The organism is Streptomyces sp. NPDC029151 (genome assembly GCF_055564315.1).
This window is the reverse complement of sequence record NZ_JBVHWQ010000006.1, coordinates 136451-155678: the sequence shown is the minus strand read 5'-3', so window position 1 is coordinate 155678 and position 19228 is coordinate 136451. Positions and strand designations below refer to the sequence as shown.

Here is a 19228-nt window from a genome sequence, read left to right as displayed (position 1 = left end):
CGCGCCCGCGGGCGGAAGCGGAGCCTCAGGCCCCCTCTCGCTCTTCCGGCAGCCCCTCCGGAGGCAGCGGCGGAGGCGTGGGCCGGAGCTTGAGCCAGGCCAGGAAGAAGATGCCCAGGAGCAGCATGCCGATGCCGGTCCACAGGTTGATGTTGACGCCCTCGGCCTTGTCGATCGCGGCCTGGGAGTCGGTGATCCCGGTGATCGTGACGATGACGCCGTAGACGACGAACAGTCCGCCGATGATGCGGCGCAGGTCGAAGATCCGTGCCGCCGTCGCGGACTTGGTCTCCAGATCGGTGACCTGCCGCGCCACCTCCTCCTCGGTGTAGCGGTGACGGTCGGGGCGCTCAGGGTGCTCGGTCATGGTTTCCTCGATCCTCCCGCGTCAGAACGAGAACGGGATGTAGCAGGCGGCGGCGAGGACGACCGCGCCCCAGCCCAGCAGGGCCGGCTTGCGGTACCACGCGTCGTCGCCCTCGGCGGGCGGCTCGGACATGCCGGGGGAGCGGGTGCCGTAGACGAGGCCCTGCAGTTCCTCCGCCGGCTTCGGCTTGGTGAACAGGGACACCGCGACCATCACCACCGCGCCGGCGACGAAGCCCGCGATCGCGGAGACGAAGTTGGCGCCCTGGTCGGTGGGGATCGAGACGATGCCCTTCTTGTACAGCACGAAGTAGTTGACCATCGCGGTGACGGTGCCGGCGAGCAGGCCCCAGAACCCGGACTTCGCGGACGCCCGCTTCCAGAACATGCCGACGACGAAGACGACGAACATCGGCACGTTGAAGAAGGAGAACAGCGTCTGCAGGTAGCTCATGATGTTCGAGAACGAGGACGCCAGGAACGCCGTGCCGATGGAGGCGCAGACGCCGATCGCGGTGATCAGGCGGCCGAAGCGGACGTAGTAGCCGTCCTCGCGGTCCCGGACCACGTACTTCGCCCAGATGTCGTTGGTGAACACCGTGTTGAACGACGACACGTTCGCCGCCATGCCCGCCATGAAGGCGGCCAGCAGACCGGTGACGGCGATGCCGAGCACACCGTTGGGCAGCAGTTCCTGCATCAGGTACGGGATGGCGTCGTTGTACTGGTAGCCGGAGCCGGCGGTGCCGAACTTCGGGATCAGAGCGGCGGCGACCAGGCCCGGGATCATCACCAGGAAGACGATGAAGATCTTGGGGTAGGCCGCGATGAGCGGTGTGCGCTGGCCCGCCGAGAGGTTCTTCGCGGACAGGGCGCGCTGCACCTCGGCGAAGTTGGTGGTCCAGTAGCCGAAGGAGAGCACGAAGCCGAGGCCGAGGACGATGGTGAGCCAGTTGGCGCCGAGCGGGTTGGCGTGGCCGATGCCGGTGCCTCCCCAGGCCGTGGTGAAGTCGGCGCCGTGGGTCGCGGTGAGCTTGTCGGTCAGCCCGCCCCAGCCGCCGACCTTCTTCAGGCCGAGGACGGTGATCGGGATGAGCGCGGCGAGGATCACGAAGAACTGGAGGACCTCGTTGTAGATCGCCGAGGACAGGCCGCCCAGGGTGATGTAGGCGAGGACGAAGGCGCCGGCGACGACGATGGCGACCCACTGCGGCCAGCCGAGCAGGGCCTCCACGACGATCGCGAGGGCGTAGAGGTTGACGCCGGCGATGAGGATCGCGGCGAACGCGAACAGGGCCGAACTGAGCAGGTGCGCGGCCCGGTCGAAGCGCAGCAGCAGGAACTCGGGGACCGAGCGGACCTTGCTGCCGTAGTAGAAGGGCATCATCACCAGGCCGAGGAAGACCATGGCGGGGATGGCGCCGATCCAGTACCAGTGGACGGTGTAGGCGCCGTACTGGGCGCTGTTGGCGGCCATGCCGAGGATCTCGGTGGCCGCCAGGTTCGCCGAGATGAAGGCGAGGCCGGTGATCCACGCGGGCAGCGAGCGTCCGGACAGGAAGAAGTCGAGGCTGGTCTTCACGGAGCGGCGGGCGGCGAAGCCGATGCCGAGGACGACGACGAAGTAGATCGCCAGGATCGTGTAGTCCAGCCAGTTGGTGGGGAGCCGTAGCTCCGCCGCCAGGTAGGCGGGGGCGTCTGTGGGGGTGTGCATGAGAACTCGCTTCGTTGCGCGAACTGATCCAGAGCGGAACCTACGCCGCCGTGTTCAGTATTTGAACACTTCTGCTGGTGTTCTTTGTTTGATTGTGATCGACCAAGGGTGTGTCGGAGTGTGATCTGTTATGTTTGATTGTGTTGAGTGATTGGGTGAGGACAGTGCGGCCGCACCCGTAGGGCCCGAACAAGGAGTCCGGCGTGAAGAAGACCTCGACCCGGCTGGCCGACGGTCGTGAGCTGATCTACTACGACCTGCGGGACGACACCGTGCGCGACGCGGCCGACCGGCGCCCGCTGGACCGTACGGTCACCACCTCCGAGATCCGCCGCGACCCGCTGCTGGGCGACTCCGTCGCCGTCGCCTCCCACCGCCAGGGCCGCACCTACCACCCGCCGGCCGACGAGTGCCCCCTGTGCCCCACGCGGGGCGACCGGCTCAGCGAGATCCCCGACTCCTCGTACGACGTCGTCGTCTTCGAGAACCGGTTCCCCTCCCTCGCCGGCGACTCCGGCCGCTGCGAGGTCGTCTGCTTCACCTCCGACCACGACGCCTCCTTCGCCGACCTCACCGGGGACCAGGCGCGGCTGGTGCTGGACGCGTGGACGGACCGCACGTCGGAGCTGTCGCATCTGCCCTCCGTCGAGCAGGTGTTCTGTTTCGAGAACCGCGGTGCCGAGATCGGTGTGACCCTCGGCCACCCGCACGGACAGATCTACGCCTACCCCTTCACCACCCCCCGCACCGCGCTGATGCTCCGCTCGCTGGCCGCCCACAAGGAGGCCACCGGCGGGGAGAACCTGTTCGACGCGGTCCTCGCGCGGGAACTCGCCGGTGAGCGGGTCGTCCTTGAGGGTGAACACTGGGCGGCCTTCGTGCCGTACGCGGCGCACTGGCCCTACGAGGTCCACCTGTACCCGAAGCGCCGCGTGCCCGATCTGCTCGCGCTGGACGAGGCGGCACGCACAGAGTTCCCCCAGGTGTATCTGGAACTCTTGAGGCGCTTCGACCGGATCTTCGGCACGGGTGAGGCTCCGACGCCGTACATCGCGGCCTGGCACCAGGCCCCGTTCGGCGCGCTGGAGGAGTTCGACGGGGTGACGCGCGACGACTTCGCGCTTCACCTCGAGCTTTTCACCATCCGCCGCACTTCCGGCAAGCTGAAGTTTCTCGCGGGTTCCGAGTCCGGCATGAACGTGTTCATCAACGACGTGCCGCCGGAGCGCGCGGCCGAGCGACTGCGAGAGGTAGCGAGTTCATGAAGTACCTGGTGACGGGTGGGGCCGGATACGTCGGCAGTGTCGTGGCCCAGCACCTGCTGGAGGCCGGCCACGAGGTCACCGTCCTCGACAACCTCTCCACGGGCCACCGCGCGGGCGTGCCCGCGGGAGCCGCGTTCGTCGAGGGCGACATCCGCGACGCCGCCAAGTGGCTCGACCCCTCCTTCGACGGCGTGCTGCACTTCGCCGCGTTCTCGCAGGTCGGCGAGTCGGTGGTGAAGCCGGAGAAGTACTGGGAGAACAACGTCGGCGGCAGCATGGCGCTGCTCGCCGCGATGCGCGAGGCCCGCGTCCGCACGCTGGTGTTCTCCTCCACCGCGGCGACCTACGGCGAGCCGGAGCAGACCCCGATCCCGGAGACCGCCCCGACCCGCCCCACCAGCCCCTACGGCGCCTCCAAGCTCGCCGTCGACCACATGATCACCGGCGAGGCCACCGCCCACGGCCTGGCCGCGGTGTCGCTGCGCTACTTCAACGTCGCCGGGGCGTACGGCGCGCAGGGCGAGCGCCACGACCCCGAGTCGCACCTCATCCCCCTGGTCCTCCAGGTCGCCCAGGGCCGCCGCGACGCCATCTCGGTCTACGGCGACGACTACCCGACCCCCGACGGCACCTGCGTCCGCGACTACATCCACGTCGCCGACCTGGCCGAGGCCCACCTGCTGGCGCTGACGGCCGCCCGGCCGGGCGAGCACCTGATCTGCAACCTCGGCAACGGCAACGGCTTCTCCGTCCGCGAGGTCATCGAGACCGTCCGCGAGGTCACCGGCCACCCGATCCCGGAGGTCACCGCCCCGCGCCGGGGCGGCGACCCCGCCGTCCTGGTCGCCTCCGCGGACACCGCCCGCGAGAAACTGGGCTGGAACCCGACCCGCGCGGACCTCGCGGGCATCGTCGCGGACGCGTGGGAGTTCGCGCAGAGCATCACAAGGGAGCAGTAGTGGGGGCACAGCAGGTCGCCGAGCGCTTCGCCGAGCTGTACGGGGCGGAGCCGGAGGGGGTGTGGGCGGCGCCGGGCCGGGTCAACCTGATCGGCGAGCACACCGACTACAACGACGGCTTCGTCATGCCGTTCGCGCTGCCGCACCAGGCGCTCGCGGCGGTCTCCCGTCGCACCGACGGCGTCCTGCGCCTGCACTCGGCGGACATCGAGGGCGGCGTCGCGGAACTGCGCCTGGAGGCCCTCGCCCCCGGAACCGACCACGACTGGACGGCGTACCCGGCGGGCGTGGTCTGGGCCCTGCGCGAGGCGGGCCACGAGATCACCGGCGCGGACGTCCACCTCTCCTCGACGGTCCCGACGGGCGCCGGCCTGTCCTCCTCGGCCGCCCTGGAGGTCGTGATCGCCCTCGCCCTGAACGACCTGTACGACCTGGGCCTCCAGCGCTGGAAACTGGCCCGCCTGTGCCAGCGCGCCGAGAACGTCTACGTCGGCGCGCCGACCGGGATCATGGACCAGACGGCGTCGGCCTGCTGCGAGCAGGGCCACGCGCTGTTCCTGGACACGCGCGACCTGTCCCAGCAGCAGATCCCCTTCGACCTCGCGGCCGAGGGCCTGCGCCTGCTGGTCGTGGACACCCAGGTCAAGCACGCCCACAGCGGCGGCGAGTACGGCAGGCGCCGGGCCGGCTGCGAGAAGGGCGCGGCCCTGCTCGGCGTCGACGCCCTGCGGGACATCCCCTACGACGACCTGGACGCGGCCCTCGCCCGCCTCGGCGACGAGGAGGAGGTGATCCGCCTGGTGCGGCACGTGGTGACCGAGGACCAGCGGGTCGAGCGCACGGTGGCCCTGCTCCGCGCCGGCGACCCCCGCTCCATCGGCCCGATCCTCACCGAGGGCCACGCCTCCCTCCGCGACGACTTCCGCATCTCCTGCCCGGAGCTGGACCTGGTCGTGGACACCGCCCTCGCCCACGGCGCCCTCGGCGCCCGCATGACGGGCGGCGGCTTCGGCGGCTCGGCGATCGTCCTGGCGGAGGCGACCGACGTCGACACCCTCACCAAGACGATCGAGGAGGCCTTCGCGGCAGCGGCCTTCACCGCACCCCGCGTCTTCGAGGCGGTTCCGTCGGCGGGGGCCCGCCGGCTGGGCTGACGCCCGTCGCCCCGACCGGCCCCGTACGTGATCATCGTGTACGGGGCCGATGTCGTACCGGCACCGCGCGCGAAGAGCGAAGCCCCGTGCCCCGCGCGTGACTTGACGTGGCCTGGCGGTAATGTACACGCCCGTCACCGCCGTGCCCGGCTGTGCATCAGGAGACGCGGGGGAGGCCAACGATGGCGTGGGAGGAATGGGACCAGCTGAAGGCCCGGGCGGCCGATCGGCATTCCACACGCATGCAGCTCAACCAGTACCCGGCCGACCAGGGCGGTGGCAGCACCAAGGGAGACCTTGTCGTAGGGCACGAGGATCTCGAAGCGGTCGGTAAGGCGGCCCACGAGCTGTTCGACCACTTCACGACCTACAGCGGGCACGCGAGCGTGACCTCCGAGGCGGCGGCGGGCGGACTCAAGGGCGAGGGTTTCGCCCTGGGAGACGCGCTGGAGCATGTGACGCAGCGATGGAGCGAGCAGACGAAGACCCTGCTGGACGCCTGCGCGCACATCTCCAACCACCTGCGCTACACCAAGAACCGGCACGACGCCGACGACTCGTACATCGCCGGCTCGGTCAGCGGCATCTCGGCGCTCGACGAGGGCTTCGACGACCGGAAGGGCCACTGACGCCCATGGACCTCGACGCACTGCGCCACGGCAACTTCTCCAAGCTCGGCGAAGCCGTCACCGACTGGGAACAGATGACGAAGAAGCTCGCCGACCTCAAGAGGGACGCCGAGGACAACCTCAAGGCGAAAGCCGACAAGGCCAAATGGGCGGGAGTCAACGCGACCGTCAGCCGGGAGTTCATCGCCAAGACCGCCGCCGAGTTCGCCGACGCGCACACACAGGCCGACTCCATCACCAAGATCCTCAGTGACACGCATGGCGAACTCGTCGGCTTCCGCACCCAGCTCAACGACGCGATCAAGCGGGCCAACGACAAGAGCCTGACTGTGATCGACAACCATGACGGCACGTTCTCCGTCATGGGCAACACCCGCCCGGACTGGACGTCGGACCCCAGCGGGAACACCGGCGCGACGGACCAGAAGGTGGTCGACGCCTTCCGCAACGAGATCCAGGGCATCCTGAGCAAGGCGACGGAGAGCGACGACAGCGCGGCGAAGGTGCTCAAGCTCCTTGTCGACCAGGCCAAGTACGGCTTTTCCGACGCCTCGTACGAGAACCGGGACGAGGCGGTCAAGGCCGTCGCCGCGGCGGAGAAGCTCGCGAAGACGGCCAAGCACCCCGACGACATGTCCCTCGACGACATCGCCGCCTTCAACCGCGAGATGGCGAAGTACCACGACGATCCCCTGTTCGCGGAGCAGTTCGCGACGCGCCTGGGGGCCAAGGGGACGCTTCAGTTCTGGGCCGACATGGCCTATTCCCACGCCGGTGCCAAGGGCTCGGAACTCCAGGCGATGAAGGACCTGCAGACCAACCTCGGCCTGACCCTGGCCACGGCGACCTTCTCGGACACGGACGCGATGCGGGGGTGGAAGAAGGACCTTCTCGCCGAGACCACCACCAACTTCCGCGACCCCAAGTCACCCAGCCCGATCGGTGCGCTCGGTTACCAGGTCATCAGCAGCCTCATGCGCGACGGCCAGTACGACACGGAGTTCCTCGACGACTACCGCAAGGACCTCTTCAAGGCGGACAGGGGAGCGGGAGGCTCGAACACGGACGACCGGTGGGTCAAGGGGTACGACGGCCTGGACCTGGTCTTCGGCGACGGCAACGGCCGGGATCCGCTGGAGGGACTGTTCGACGGTCTCTCCCACAACCCCGAAGCTGCCGAGCACGCCTTCGAGTCCAAGCCGGACCTGGACCACATGCTCGCCACGACCAAGTACACCGACCGGGGACAGTCCCTCGGACGCGCCCTGGAGAGCGCGGTCACCGGAGTCGCCAACGGCGACACCTACTCCGGAGCCCCACCGCACAGCGCGGCCCAGGTCAGGATCATGGCGAACATCATGCAGGCGGTGGCCGATCCGGACGGTGGCGGGGACCTGGTGTCCCAGGGGCTCGGTGAGAGTTTCGGGGACATGGCCGCCGCGTACATGCCGGAAATCAGCTGTGCCTTCAAGGGACCGGAGAGCGAGGCCGTCTTCCTGACGACCAGCGAGGCCCCGAGAGGCCTCAATCTCACGGATGTCACGCGTTTCCTGTCGGCCACCGCCGCGGATCCCGCCGGGCGCGCAGGGATCATTTACGGCGAAAGCATCTACACCGGAAGTCTCTTGCAGGAGCACCTGTCGAACCCCGATCTGTTCGACGGGGACCAAAAACAGGTTCTCAACGACATCGGCAGGAACGCCGGGATCATCGAAGGGATCGTCGGGCATTCCGCTGCGAACTCGGAAGTCGGCAAGGCCATCGACGGCGAGAAGGAGTTCAACGAAGAACTCAAGGCCAAGGGGGACTTCGCCAAGACCTGGGTCTCGATCGGCCTGACCGGGCTCAAGGTTCCCGCGCAGTACGGCGGCGACGTCATGGGGTCCGTGATCGGGGGCGGAGCCGGTGCCGTCGCCGGTGCCGCCGTCGACCGTCTGCTCGACGGGCAGCAGATGAAGGGTGCCGAGGACCAGGGGCTGTACTACTCCAGCAAGGACCTGTTCTCGATGCGGGACTCGGTCAGCCAGCAGACGATCTGGTCGGTGGACGACGCCTTGGCGCGCAACCACGTGCACCTGCCGAAGGACGAGATCGACGACTCCGTGGGGCAGGCCGTCAACGACGGCTGGAAGGATGCCGACTACTACCTGAACCGCTCGAAGGTGAAGTATGGCTGAGGCAGGATCCGGCCGTACGGGGAAGGCCCGCCCTGCGAAGCAGGTCTACTCCGTACGAGCGTTCTTCATCGCGGTCGCGGTCCTCGTACTGGTGTGCGGCGGGCTCTTCCTGTTCTTCGTGAAAGGGCTGTATCTGCTCCCGGACAAGGTCTGCGAAGCTTCCGTCCAGCGAGATCTCGTCATCCATACTCTGCCGCGGGCGCGCGCAGCGGAGGAATGGGCGGATCACCAAGGCGGTGGCAGTCGCGAGTTCATGTTCGATTGCCGTGTCTCGACCAGCGGTCACTCGATCCTGTCGGGTGGGGTGAACCTGCGGGAGTCGTCGAAGGCCGCCTGGGCGGACGGCTACAGCGGTGCCGCGGGCACCGCCGTCGTGCGGACCTCGGCGGGCCGTGTGGCAGGGCTGGCGCAGGTCGACACCGACCACGGCGTCGCTTCCGTGTACGTGCCCTGTGAGCCGAAGGGCGCCGGGGAAGGGCCGGACGGTGCCTCCGGGCCCCGTGCCCTGGTGGCGGAGGCCAGTGTGACCGGGAAGAGCAGGGTCTCAGGCGCGGCCCTGCGTCAGGCCCTGACCGACTTCGCCTACCAACTCACCCGCCACGCCTATGACCTGGCCGAGTGCAAGGGACCGGGGGGCTTCCCCGCGCAGCTGCCGCGCTACGACCGCTGACGGAGGACGGCTTCCCCCACGCGCCCGGACGGCGGGGGCCCGCCGGCTGGGCTGAGGTTGTCTCGGGGCAGTCGTTTCGTCAGGGTGTACTCCGTGATCCCCGGCGGGTAGTCGGGGATCACGCACACCACCTCGTAGCCCTGTTTCCGGTAGAACTCCGGGGCCTGGAAGTCCCAGGTCTCCAGGCGGGAGGCGGTGCAGCCGCGGTCGGTGGCGAGGTGCTCGGCCTCGGCGAGCAGACGGGTGCCCAGGCCGGTGCCGCGGTGGGCGGTGTCGACCCACAGGTAGGTGATGTGCAGCCAGGTCGTCCACGTGTGGCCGACCAGGCCGCCCGCCAGGCCGCCGGAGGGGTCCAGGGCCCAGACGTGGAGGGGGACCTCGCGTTCGCCGGGCGTCCCGCGCAGGGCCGCGAGCACCGGGGACGCCGCCGTGTTGGTGTCCCGCAGCCGCGAGCGGAGCAGATCGCGTCGGTCTTTGTCGACTTCCGCCTCAATACGAAACATGCGGCACACCATAAACGCGCCGGACGGCCAGTTCTGTAAATCCGCTTCCGCTGCGTGCTGCCATCCGTACTCTGTGGAACAGCACCGGTGGGGGCCGGTGTCGCATCAGGGGGCGAGACAGGCGGGTACGGCACCCGCGGAGGGGTGGCAGTCTCCGCAACGGCGGCGGCCGTGCGGCGCGCGTCCTTGGCCGTGGGTGTCGTACCCGTGTTGGTCGTCGTCCTCCGGATCCTTTCCGGATTCGTCCGGGCCGGCCTATTCCGGAGCCTTCCGGACCTTGGTATCCCCTGCTCCGCGCGGAGCCCGGGGAAGGGGGTTACGTGGTTCGCACCCGAGTCCTGGTCGTGGACGACCACCGCATCTTCGCCGAGTCGCTCGCCGCCGCGCTGGCCGCCGAGCCCGACGTCGACGTCGCCGCGGCCGGCAGTGGTCCTGCCGCGCTGCGCTGCCTGGAGCGCGCGGCCGGCGACGGCAGACGGTACGACGTGCTGCTGGTCGACGCCGATCTCGGCGGCCGGCTGCCCGGCGCCCGTCCGGCCGTACCCGTGCAGGAGGGCGACGAGGAGGGCCTGGTCGACGGCATCTCGCTGGTCGCCGGGGTCCGCGCCGCCCAGCCCGCCGTACGGATCGTCGTCCTCGCCGAGAAGGACGACCCGCGCCGCGCGGCCCTCGCGCTGCAGGCCGGGGCCTCCGGCTGGGTCGCCAAGGACTGCTCGCTGTCGCGGCTGCTGACGGTGATCCGGGGGGTGCTGCGCGACGAGACCCATCTGCCGCCCGCGCTGCTCACGGCGGTGCTGAAGGAGCTGACGGCGGCCCGCAGGCACCGCACCGAGAGCGAGCGGCTCGTGGAGTCCCTCACCCCGAGGGAACGGGAGGTGCTGCGCTGCATGGTCGCCGGGCTCGGCCGCAAGGCCGTCGCCGAGCGGCTGTTCCTCTCCCCGCACACCGTCCGCACCCACATGCAGAACGTCCTCGGCAAACTGGGCGTCCACTCCACCCTGGCCGCCGTCGCCCTGGCCAGACGGGCGGGTGTCGGCCCGGCCGACCTGGGGTCCGCCGGGCGGGTCGTGCCGGAGGAGACGAACAGCGCCTGATCGGACCGGGTGAGCGAAAGGACGGAGGAGAGGGGCTCCCCGCGGCGCGTCCGGCGGGACGGCGACCTCGCGGGTGCGCGTGCCCGGTCCTGCGGGCGCGGCCGGGCGGGCGCGGCGCCTCAGCCGGGGATGTTGTCGAACGGGGCGGTCAGCTGGCGTAGCAGGCCGGCCAGTTCGGCGCGCTGGGCGCGGGAGAGCTCGCCGAGGATCGCCCGCTCCTGCTCCAGCAGACCCGCCAGTGCCTGGTCGGCGCGGTCCCGGCCCTCGTCGGTCAGCCGGACGAGGACGCCCCTGCGGTCGCTCGGGTCGGGCAGCCGCTCCACCAGGCCCTTCTTCGCCAGCCGGTCGATGCGGTTGGTCATGGTGCCGGAGGTGACCAGCGTCTGTGTCAGCAGCTGGCCGGGGGAGAGCTGGTACGGCGTTCCCGCGCGCCGCAGCGCGGTCAGCACATCGAACTCCCAGGGCTCCAGCTGGTGCTCGGAGAAGGCGAGCCGGCGGGCGCGGTCCAGGTGCCGGGCGAGCCGGCTGACCCGGCTCAGTACTTCCAGCGGCTCCACGTCGAGGTCCGGGCGCTCCCGGCGCCACGCTGCGACCAGCCGATCGACCTCGTCCTCCATGGAGATCAGTGTAGTGGTTGTGTCGACGTGAAGTCTCTTGATGTCGAGTCTCTTGACGGCGAGATAATTGGGCGGGGAAAGTGGGTGCCATGACGACGCCCCGCTGGGACCCCGCCCAGTACCTCCGCCACGCCGGGCACCGGGCCCGGCCCTTCACCGACCTCCTCGCCCGGATCCCGGCACTCCCCGGCGACCGCCCCCGCATCGCCGACCTCGGCTGCGGCCCCGGCAACGTCACCGCCCTGCTCGCCGACCGCTGGCCCACCGCCCACATCACCGGCTACGACAACTCACCCGAGATGCTCGACAGGGCCCACGTCGAGCACGAGGGCCCCACGCCCGGCGGCCGCCTGGACTTCGCCCACGCCGACCTGCGCACCTGGACGCCCGCCGAGACCTACGACCTGATCGTCTCCAACGCCACCCTCCAGTGGGTACCGGGCCACACCGACCGCTTCCCCGACTGGATCGCCGCCCTCGCCCCCGGCGGCACCCTCGCCTTCCAGGTCCCCGACAACATCGACGCCCCGCTCCACGCCCTCATGCGGAACCTCGCCGACACCCCCCGCTGGCGCGACCGCCTCGCCGGCGTGCTGCGCCGCACCGACTCCGTCCCCGCCCCCGGCGCCTACCTGGACCGCCTCACCCGCCTCGGCTGCGCAGCCGACGTGTGGCAGACGACGTACTTCCACGTCCTGCCCGGCGAGGACCCGGTCCTCGACTGGGTCAAGGGCACCGGCCTGCGCCCCGCCCTGACCGCCCTCGCCGACGACACGGAGGCCCGCGACGCGTTCCTCACCGAGTACCGGGACCTGCTGCGCACGGCGTACCCGAGCGCGCCGTACGGGACCGTCCTTCCCTTCCGGCGGCTGTTCGCCGTCGCGGTGAAGGGGGAGTGAGAGCGGTGCTGGTCGCCGTCGACCACGTGCAGCTGGCCGCACCGCCCGGCTCGGAGCCCGAGCTGCGGTCGTACTACACCGGTGTCCTCGGCATGACCGAGGTCCCCAGGCCTCCCGCGCTCGCCGCACGCGGCGGCTGCTGGTTCGAGGCGGGGTTCGTCCGGCTCCACGTGGGCGTGGAGCCGGACTTCCGTCCCGCGAAGAAGGCCCACCCGGGGCTGCGGGTCACCGGCATCGAGGCCTACGCGGCCCGGCTGGCCGCCCACGGGGTCCGGGTCACCTGGGACGACCGCCTCCCCGGCCACCGGCGCTTCTTCTGCGAGGACCCCGTCGGCAACCGCCTGGAGTTCCTCCAGCCCCGCTGACCCGCCCTACGCCTTCCGGTGCCCTATCAGCCGCGGCTTCTGCTCCAGCCCGTCCAGGCCGTGCCAGGCCAGGTTCACCAGGTGGGCCGCCACCTCCGCCTTCTTGGGGCGGCGCACGTCCAGCCACCACTGGCCGGTCAGGGCGACCATGCCGACCAGGGCCTGGGCGTACAGCGGGGCCAGCTTCGGGTCGAAGCCGCGGGACTTGAACTCGCGGCCCAGGATGTCCTCCACCTGCGTGGCGATGTCGGAGATCAGCGAGGCGAAGGACCCCGTGGACTGGGGGATGGGGGAGTCACGGACCAGGATGCGGAAGCCGTCCGTGTACTCCTCGATGTAGTCCAGCAGCGCGAACGCCGCCTGCTCGCACAGCTCGCGGGGGTGGCCGGCGGTCAGGGAACCGGTCACCATGTCCAGCAGGCGCCGCATCTCACGGTCCACCACCACCGCGTACAGCCCCTCCTTGCCGCCGAAGTGCTCGTACACCACCGGCTTGGACACCCCGGCCTTCGCCGCGATCTCCTCCACCGACGTGCCCTCGAAGCCCTTCGCCGCGAAGAGGGTGCGACCGATCTCCAGCAGCTGCTGGCGGCGCTCGGCACCGGTCATACGGGTCCGGCGGGTCCGCCGCTGCTTGTCGTTGCCTGAAGTGCTGCTGGAGTCGGTCGCCACGGCGTCAATCATGCCGCCTTCGCGGTCTCCTTCCGGCGCCGGGAGCCGCCCTCATCGGTGCTGCGGCGCGAATCGATACGCGAGCGTGACGGCCAGCGCACGTCGTACGCCCAGCCGAACGCCTCGAAGATACGGATGAACCGGGCCGAGGAGTCGATCTGGCCGCGCATCACACCGTGCCGCGCGGAGGTCGGGTCGGCGTGGTGCAGGTTGTGCCAGGACTCCCCGCAGGACAGGACCGCCAGCCACCACACGTTGCCCGAACGGTCCCGCGACTTGAACGGCCGCTTGCCGACCGCGTGGCAGATCGAGTTGATCGACCAGGTCACGTGGTGCAGCAGCGCCACCCTCACCAGCGACCCCCAGAAGAACGCGGTGACCGCGCCCCACCAGGACATCGTCACCAGCCCCCCGATCAGCGGCGGCAGACCCAGGGACAGGGCCGTCCACAGCACGAACTGGCGGGAGATCGCCCGGATCGCCTTGTCCTTGATCAGGTCCGGCGCGTACTTGTCCTGCGGAGTCTGCTCCTCGTCGAACATCCAGCCGATGTGGGCCCACCACAGGCCCTTCATCAGCGCGGGAAGCGTCTCCCCGAACCGCCAGGGGGAGTGAGGGTCGCCCTCGGCGTCGGAGAACTTGTGGTGCTTGCGGTGGTCGGCCACCCAGCGCACCAGCGGGCCCTCGACCGCCATGGAACCCATGATCGCCAGCGCGATCCTGAGCGGCCGCTTGGCCTTGAACGAGCCGTGGGTGAAATACCGGTGAAAACCGATGGTGATGCCGTGGCACCCGAGGAAGTAGAAGAAGACCAGCAGGCCCAGATCGAGCCAGCTCACCCCCCAGCCCCAGGCCAGCGGCACGGCCGCCACGAGTGCCACGAAGGGCACGACGATGAACAGGAGCAACGTGATCTGCTCGATCGAACGCTTCTGCTCACCGCCCAGCGTGGCGGAGGGAGGGGGTGTGTCGGTGGCCTTACGGGCTTCTTCGATCACATCGGAACTTGAGGTCATGCGCGTCCCCTGTGGGGTCGATGGTCGAGGCAGATGCCGGGTCTGCGGGACCGAGCGGGACTCGACGGTACTTCCCTACGGTTCCGTAACCTACGGCGTCGTAAGTATGGCAGCGAGATGTGCGGCGGCAAGAGCCCCAGACCCTGCGCGTCCACATGGCCACCTATCCTTGGACTCGGTCGGACAGCGCGGTCCGCTGAAGTTTCCCTTCCCGGACGCACCGGCCCGTATGCGGCGCCCCGCCGCCTGGCAGCCGGCCGGGTTCCCTCCCAGACGAGCTTCAACACTGCAAGGAGCCGCACCTGTGAGCAGTGCCGACGACCAGACCACCACGACCAGCAGCGAGCTGCGCGCCGACATCCGCCGGCTGGGTGATCTCCTCGGAGAGACCCTCGTCCGGCAGGAAGGCCCCGAGCTCCTCGAACTGGTCGAAAAGGTCCGCCGCCTCACCCGCGAGGACGGCGAGGCCGCCGCCGAGCTGCTGCGCGGCACCGAGCTGGAGACCGCGGCCAAGCTGGTCCGCGCCTTCTCCACCTACTTCCACCTCGCCAACATCACCGAGCAGGTACACCGCGGCCGGGAGCTGCGCGCCCGGCGCGCCGCCGAGGGCGGCCTGCTCTCCCGCACCGCCGACCGGCTCAAGGACGCCGACCCCGAGCACCTGAAGCAGACGGTCCGCAACCTCAACGTCCGCCCGGTCTTCACCGCACACCCCACCGAGGCCGCCCGCCGGTCCGTCCTCAACAAGCTCCGGCGCATCGCCGCGCTCCTGGACACCCCCGTCCTCGACAGCGACCGCCGCCGCCACGACGTCCGCCTCGCCGAGAACATCGACCTCGTCTGGCAGACCGACGAGCTGCGCGTCGTACGCCCCGAACCCGCCGACGAGGCCCGCAACGCCATCTACTACCTGGACGAACTGCACGCCGACGCCGTCGGCGACGTCCTGGAGGACCTCACCGCGGAACTGGAGCGCGTCGGCGTCAAGCTGCCCGACGACACCCGCCCCCTCACCTTCGGCACCTGGATCGGCGGCGACCGCGACGGCAACCCCAACGTCACCCCCCAGGTGACCTGGGACGTCCTCATCCTCCAGCACGAGCACGGCATCAACGACGCCCTGGACACCATCGACGAGCTGCGCGGACTGCTCTCCAACTCCATCCGCTACGCCGGCGCCACCCAGGAACTCCTCGACTCCCTCCAGACCGACCTGGACCGGCTCCCCGAGATCAGCCCCCGCTACAAGCGCCTCAACGCCGAGGAGCCCTACCGGCTCAAGGCCACCTGCATCCGGCAGAAGCTGGAGAACACCAAGCAGCGCCTCGCCAAGGGCACCCCCCACGAGGACGGCCGCGACTACCTCGGCACCAGCGAACTGCTCGCTGACCTCAGGATCATCCAGACCTCCCTGCGCGAGCACCGCGGCGGCCTCTTCGCCGACGGCCGCCTCGCCCGCACCATCCGCACCCTGGCCGCCTTCGGCCTCCAGCTCGCCACCATGGACGTCCGCGAACACGCCGACGCCCACCACCACGCCCTCGGCCAGCTCTTCGACCGGCTCGGCGAGGAGTCCTGGCGCTACGCCGACATGCCCCGCGACTACCGGGCCAAGCTCCTCGCCAAGGAACTCCGCTCCCGGCGCCCCCTCGCCCCCACCCCGGCACCCGTCGACGCCGCCGGACAGAAGACCCTCGGCGTCTTCCAGACCGTCAAGAAGGCCCTGGAGGTCTTCGGCCCCGAAGTCATCGAGTCCTACATCATCTCGATGTGCCAGGGCGCCGACGACGTCTTCGCCGCCGCCGTCCTCGCCCGCGAGGCCGGCCTCGTCGACCTGCACGCCGGCTGGGCCAAGATCGGCATCGTCCCCCTCCTGGAGACCACCGACGAGCTGAAGGCCGCCGACACCATCCTGGAGGACATGCTCTCCGACCCGTCCTACCGGCGCCTGGTCGCGCTGCGCGGCGACGTCCAGGAGGTCATGCTCGGCTACTCCGACTCCTCCAAGTTCGGCGGCATCACCACCAGCCAGTGGGAGATCCACCGCGCCCAGCGCCGGCTGCGCGACGTCGCCCACCGCTACGGCGTCCGCCTGCGCCTCTTCCACGGCCGCGGCGGCACCGTCGGCCGCGGCGGCGGCCCCTCCCACGACGCCATCCTCGCCCAGCCCTGGGGCACCCTCGAAGGCGAGATCAAGGTCACCGAGCAGGGCGAGGTCATCTCCGACAAGTACCTCATCCCCTCCCTCGCCCGGGAGAACCTGGAACTGACCGTCGCCGCCACCCTCCAGGCCTCCGCCCTGCACACCGCGCCCCGCCAGTCCGACGAGGCCCTCGCCCGCTGGGACGCGGCCATGGACGTCGTCTCCGACGCCGCCCACGCCGCCTACCGCCGCCTGGTCGAGGACCCCGACCTGCCGACGTACTTCCTCGCGTCGACACCCGTGGACCAGCTCGCCGACCTGCACCTGGGCTCCCGGCCCTCCCGCCGCCCCGGCTCCGGCGTGTCGCTCGACGGCCTGCGGGCCATCCCGTGGGTGTTCGGCTGGACCCAGTCCCGGCAGATCGTCCCCGGCTGGTTCGGCGTCGGCTCCGGCCTCAAGGCCCTGCGCGAAGCCGGCCTCGACACCGTCCTCGACGAGATGCACCAGCAGTGGCACTTCTTCCGCAACTTCATCTCCAACGTCGAGATGACCCTCGCCAAGACCGACCTGCGCATCGCCCAGCACTACGTCGACACCCTCGTCCCCGACGAGCTCAGGCACGTCTTCGACACCATCAAGGCCGAACACGAGCTGACCGTCGCCGAGGTCCTCCGGGTCACCGGCGAGAGCGAACTCCTGGACGCCCAGCCCGTCCTGAAGCAGACCTTCGCCATCCGCGACGCCTACCTGGACCCGATCTCCTACCTCCAGGTCGCCCTGCTCAAGCGGCAGCGCGACGCCGCCGCGGCCGGCGTGAACCCCGACCCGCTGCTCTCCCGCGCCCTGCTCCTCACCGTCAACGGCGTGGCAGCAGGCCTGCGCAACACCGGCTGACCTGCGGAAACACCAAAAAGGCGCCCCCGAGGTCGTACGACCCCGGGGGCGCCCCCGTCTCCCGGACCACCGGCCCCCGCATCACCGCCGCATCACTGCAACGCCACGAACGCCGCCGTCAGCAGCCCCGCCCCCGCCAACCCCAGCACCCACGCCGGCCGGACCAGCCGCATCCCGCCCGCGACCACCACCGCCGCCAGCAACAGCGCCCCGCCGAGCGGAACCCACGCGTACAGCACCCCCGCCGGACCCGACCGCACCGCACTCCCCGAATCCGGCTTCAGCACCACGTCGTACGTCGCCCCCACCCGCACCGCCACGGACTGCGCGATCTCCACCCGCGCCCGCGGCCGCGCCCCCGCCGACCCCGGCGTGAACGGACCGCCGCACACACCCTGCGCGCACCCCGTCACCCGCACCGTGCCCCGTTCACGTCCCTTGGTCAGCATCACGTGCTGGGCGGTCCCCCAGGACCCCCACACCCCGGCGAACACGATCAGCGCGGCGAGCGCGCCCATCACCGCGACCCGCCCGAACCGCAACGCGGACACGGACGCCTGACGAGCGGTACTGGCTGTGGCAGGCATGGCCGGGATCATTGGCCATACCCCTGCGACCGGTCAACTCCGCGGGCGCCAAGCCCGGACAAGTCAGGAGTTGTACGCGCTCTGCGCCCGCTCCAGCCCCTCCGTCACCAGGGACTCCACCGCGTCCGCCGCACGGTCCACGAACCAGTCCAGCTCCTTGCGCTCCGCCGACGAGAAGTCCTTCAGCACGAAGTCCGCCACCTGCATCCGCCCCGGCGGCCGCCCGATCCCGCACCGCACCCGGTGGTACTCCGGCCCCATCGCCTTCGTCATCGACTTCAGACCGTTGTGCCCGTTGTCCCCACCGCCCAGCTTCAGCCGCAGCGTCCCGTAATCGATGTCCAGCTCGTCATGGACCGCCACGACGTTCGCCAACGGAACCTTGTAGAAGTCCCGCAACGCGTTCACCGGACCACCGGACAGATTCATGTACGACATCGGCTTCGCCAGGACCACCCGACGGCTCCCCGGCCCCGCCGGACCGATCCGCCCCTCCAGCACCTGCGCCTGCGCCTTGCCCGCCCGCTTGAACTTCCCCCCGATCCGGTCCGCGAGCAGGTCCGCCACCATGAAACCGACGTTGTGCCGGTTCATGGCGTACTCCGGTCCCGGGTTGCCGAGCCCGACGATCAGCCAGGGATCACTGGCGGCAGTGGTCACGTCCATGTCTCCTTGATACGCGCCAGCCGCCGCTCCCCGCGAGGGAAACGGCGGCTGATCAGCTGATGACGACGGCGAGGATCAGGCCTCGGCGGCCTCTTCGCCCTCGGTGGCCTCGCCCTCGGTCTCCTCGGCCTGGGCGGCCAGGACCTGCAGGACGACCGCGTCATCCTCGACGGCCAGCGTGGTGCCGGACGGGAGGGTGATGTCCTTGGCGAGGACGGAGGCACCGGCCTCCAGGCCCTCGACGGACACGGTGACGGCCTCGGGGATGTGCGTGGCCTCGGTCTCCACCGGCAGCGCGGTCAGGACGTGCTCCAGCAGGTTGCCGCCCGGGGCCAGCTCGCCCTCGGTGTGCACCGGGATCTCGACCGTGACCTTCTCGCCGCGCTTGACCAGCAGCAGGTCGACGTGCTCCAGGAAGCCCTTCAGCGGGTCGCGCTGCACGGCCTTCGGGATCGCCAGCTCGTTGGTCTTGCCGTCGATGTCCAGCGAGATCAGGACGTTCGGCGTACGCAGCGCCAGCAGCAGCTCGTGACCCGGCAGGGTCAGGTGCACCGGGTCGGTGCCGTGGCCGTACAGCACGACCGGCACCTTGTTGTCACGGCGGATACGGCGCGCGGCACCCTTGCCGAACTCGCTGCGCGTCTCGGCGCTGAGCTTCACCTCGGACATATGGATCACTCCTCGTAGAACTCGGAACGGACGTGGTCACCCGGCCACGAACGGCCTGCTACGAAGAGCGCGTCGATAACGGACCGCCGTACACGAGTACGGCCTCCCTCGCCGAGCAACTGCAGCAGTCTACTCGGAGGGGGAGGCCGTACCCAAAACGATCACATCA

The 19228-nt window shown here is 70.2% G+C and carries 18 protein-coding genes and 1 pseudogene; 10 read left to right on the top strand and 9 right to left on the bottom strand.

Annotated elements, in window-relative coordinates; translation table 11 throughout:
* Positions 1–25: 25 nt before the first annotated feature.
* Positions 26–367, bottom strand: a complete 342-nt coding sequence (locus tag ACZ4VF_RS22995) for a hypothetical protein (RefSeq protein WP_467928170.1) — start codon at positions 365–367, stop codon at positions 26–28.
* Between the two features lie 21 nt (positions 368–388).
* On the bottom strand, positions 389–2080 hold the full coding sequence (locus tag ACZ4VF_RS22990; protein WP_467928169.1) for a sodium:solute symporter family protein: 1692 nt from the start codon (positions 2078–2080) through the stop codon (positions 389–391).
* 203 nt (positions 2081–2283) lie between these two features.
* Here ACZ4VF_RS22990 and galT point away from each other — a divergent pair, with 203 nt between their 5' ends.
* The 6 genes from galT (at position 2284) to ACZ4VF_RS22960 (ending at position 8934) form a co-directional block, all read left to right on the top strand.
* Positions 2284–3345 (top strand): galactose-1-phosphate uridylyltransferase, encoded by a 1062-nt coding sequence (gene galT, locus ACZ4VF_RS22985; RefSeq protein ID WP_467928168.1) that lies wholly within the window; start codon positions 2284–2286, stop codon positions 3343–3345.
* Complete coding sequence (gene galE, locus ACZ4VF_RS22980; RefSeq protein WP_467928167.1) at positions 3342–4304, top strand: UDP-glucose 4-epimerase GalE; 963 nt, start codon at positions 3342–3344, stop codon at positions 4302–4304. The genes galT and galE overlap by 4 nt, the downstream gene beginning before the upstream one ends.
* Complete coding sequence (gene galK, locus ACZ4VF_RS22975; RefSeq protein WP_467928165.1) at positions 4304–5458, top strand: galactokinase; 1155 nt, start codon at positions 4304–4306, stop codon at positions 5456–5458. Before galE ends, galK begins: the two co-directional genes overlap by 1 nt.
* A gap of 182 nt (positions 5459–5640) precedes the next feature.
* Positions 5641–6087 (top strand): hypothetical protein, encoded by a 447-nt coding sequence (locus ACZ4VF_RS22970; RefSeq protein WP_467928164.1) that lies wholly within the window; start codon positions 5641–5643, stop codon positions 6085–6087.
* Between the two features lie 5 nt (positions 6088–6092).
* Positions 6093–8264 carry a hypothetical protein gene (locus ACZ4VF_RS22965; RefSeq protein ID WP_467928163.1) on the top strand — a complete coding sequence of 724 codons (2172 nt, stop codon included), beginning with the start codon at positions 6093–6095 and terminating at the stop codon, positions 8262–8264.
* A complete protein-coding gene (locus ACZ4VF_RS22960; protein ID WP_467928161.1) occupies positions 8257–8934 on the top strand; it encodes a hypothetical protein in 678 nt (225 codons plus the stop codon). Before ACZ4VF_RS22965 ends, ACZ4VF_RS22960 begins: the two co-directional genes overlap by 8 nt.
* Before the next feature lie 68 nt (positions 8935–9002).
* Here ACZ4VF_RS22960 and ACZ4VF_RS22955 read toward each other — a convergent pair.
* Positions 9003–9449, bottom strand: a pseudogene (locus tag ACZ4VF_RS22955) (GNAT family N-acetyltransferase); the annotation flags it as partial.
* Between the two features lie 308 nt (positions 9450–9757).
* Here ACZ4VF_RS22955 and ACZ4VF_RS22950 point away from each other — a divergent pair.
* A complete protein-coding gene (locus tag ACZ4VF_RS22950) occupies positions 9758–10531 on the top strand; it encodes a LuxR C-terminal-related transcriptional regulator (RefSeq protein ID WP_467928160.1) in 774 nt (257 codons plus the stop codon).
* A 119-nt stretch (positions 10532–10650) separates the two neighbouring features.
* Here ACZ4VF_RS22950 and tamR read toward each other — a convergent pair whose 3' ends face one another.
* The gene (gene tamR / locus ACZ4VF_RS22945) at positions 10651–11148 is read right to left on the bottom strand and encodes a MarR family transcriptional regulator TamR (RefSeq protein WP_189294766.1); all 498 of its coding nucleotides are present in this window, start codon (positions 11146–11148) and stop codon (positions 10651–10653) included.
* 89 nt (positions 11149–11237) lie between these two features.
* Here tamR and ACZ4VF_RS22940 point away from each other — a divergent pair, with 89 nt between their 5' ends.
* Together ACZ4VF_RS22940 and ACZ4VF_RS22935 are read left to right on the top strand one after the other, a co-directional pair.
* Complete coding sequence (locus ACZ4VF_RS22940; protein ID WP_467928159.1) at positions 11238–12047, top strand: trans-aconitate 2-methyltransferase; 810 nt, start codon at positions 11238–11240, stop codon at positions 12045–12047.
* Between the two features lie 5 nt (positions 12048–12052).
* Positions 12053–12412: a VOC family protein gene (locus tag ACZ4VF_RS22935; RefSeq protein ID WP_467928626.1), complete on the top strand. Its 360-nt coding sequence runs from the start codon at positions 12053–12055 to the stop codon at positions 12410–12412.
* 6 nt (positions 12413–12418) lie between these two features.
* Here the strand turns inward: ACZ4VF_RS22935 and ACZ4VF_RS22930 are convergent, their stop codons facing one another.
* Together ACZ4VF_RS22930 and ACZ4VF_RS22925 are read right to left on the bottom strand one after the other, a co-directional pair.
* Positions 12419–13096: a TetR/AcrR family transcriptional regulator gene (locus ACZ4VF_RS22930; protein ID WP_181793533.1), complete on the bottom strand. Its 678-nt coding sequence runs from the start codon at positions 13094–13096 to the stop codon at positions 12419–12421.
* A complete protein-coding gene (locus ACZ4VF_RS22925; RefSeq protein ID WP_467928157.1) occupies positions 13093–14100 on the bottom strand; it encodes an acyl-CoA desaturase in 1008 nt (335 codons plus the stop codon). The genes ACZ4VF_RS22930 and ACZ4VF_RS22925 overlap by 4 nt, the downstream gene beginning before the upstream one ends.
* Positions 14101–14404: 304 nt before the next feature.
* Here ACZ4VF_RS22925 and ppc point away from each other — a divergent pair, with 304 nt between their 5' ends.
* Positions 14405–17137: a phosphoenolpyruvate carboxylase gene (gene ppc / locus ACZ4VF_RS22920; protein WP_467928155.1), complete on the top strand. Its 2733-nt coding sequence runs from the start codon at positions 14405–14407 to the stop codon at positions 17135–17137.
* Between the two features lie 92 nt (positions 17138–17229).
* On the opposite strand, the gene ACZ4VF_RS22915 is transcribed toward ppc, so the two are convergent.
* The 3 genes from ACZ4VF_RS22915 to ACZ4VF_RS22905 form a co-directional block, all read right to left on the bottom strand.
* Positions 17230–17736 (bottom strand): hypothetical protein, encoded by a 507-nt coding sequence (locus ACZ4VF_RS22915; protein ID WP_467928154.1) that lies wholly within the window; start codon positions 17734–17736, stop codon positions 17230–17232.
* A gap of 51 nt (positions 17737–17787) precedes the next feature.
* Complete coding sequence (gene pth / locus ACZ4VF_RS22910; RefSeq protein WP_467928153.1) at positions 17788–18390, bottom strand: aminoacyl-tRNA hydrolase; 603 nt, start codon at positions 18388–18390, stop codon at positions 17788–17790.
* Positions 18391–18465: 75 nt separating this feature from the next.
* Complete coding sequence (locus ACZ4VF_RS22905; RefSeq protein WP_467928151.1) at positions 18466–19059, bottom strand: 50S ribosomal protein L25/general stress protein Ctc; 594 nt, start codon at positions 19057–19059, stop codon at positions 18466–18468.
* Between the last annotated feature and the right edge of the window lie 169 nt (positions 19060–19228).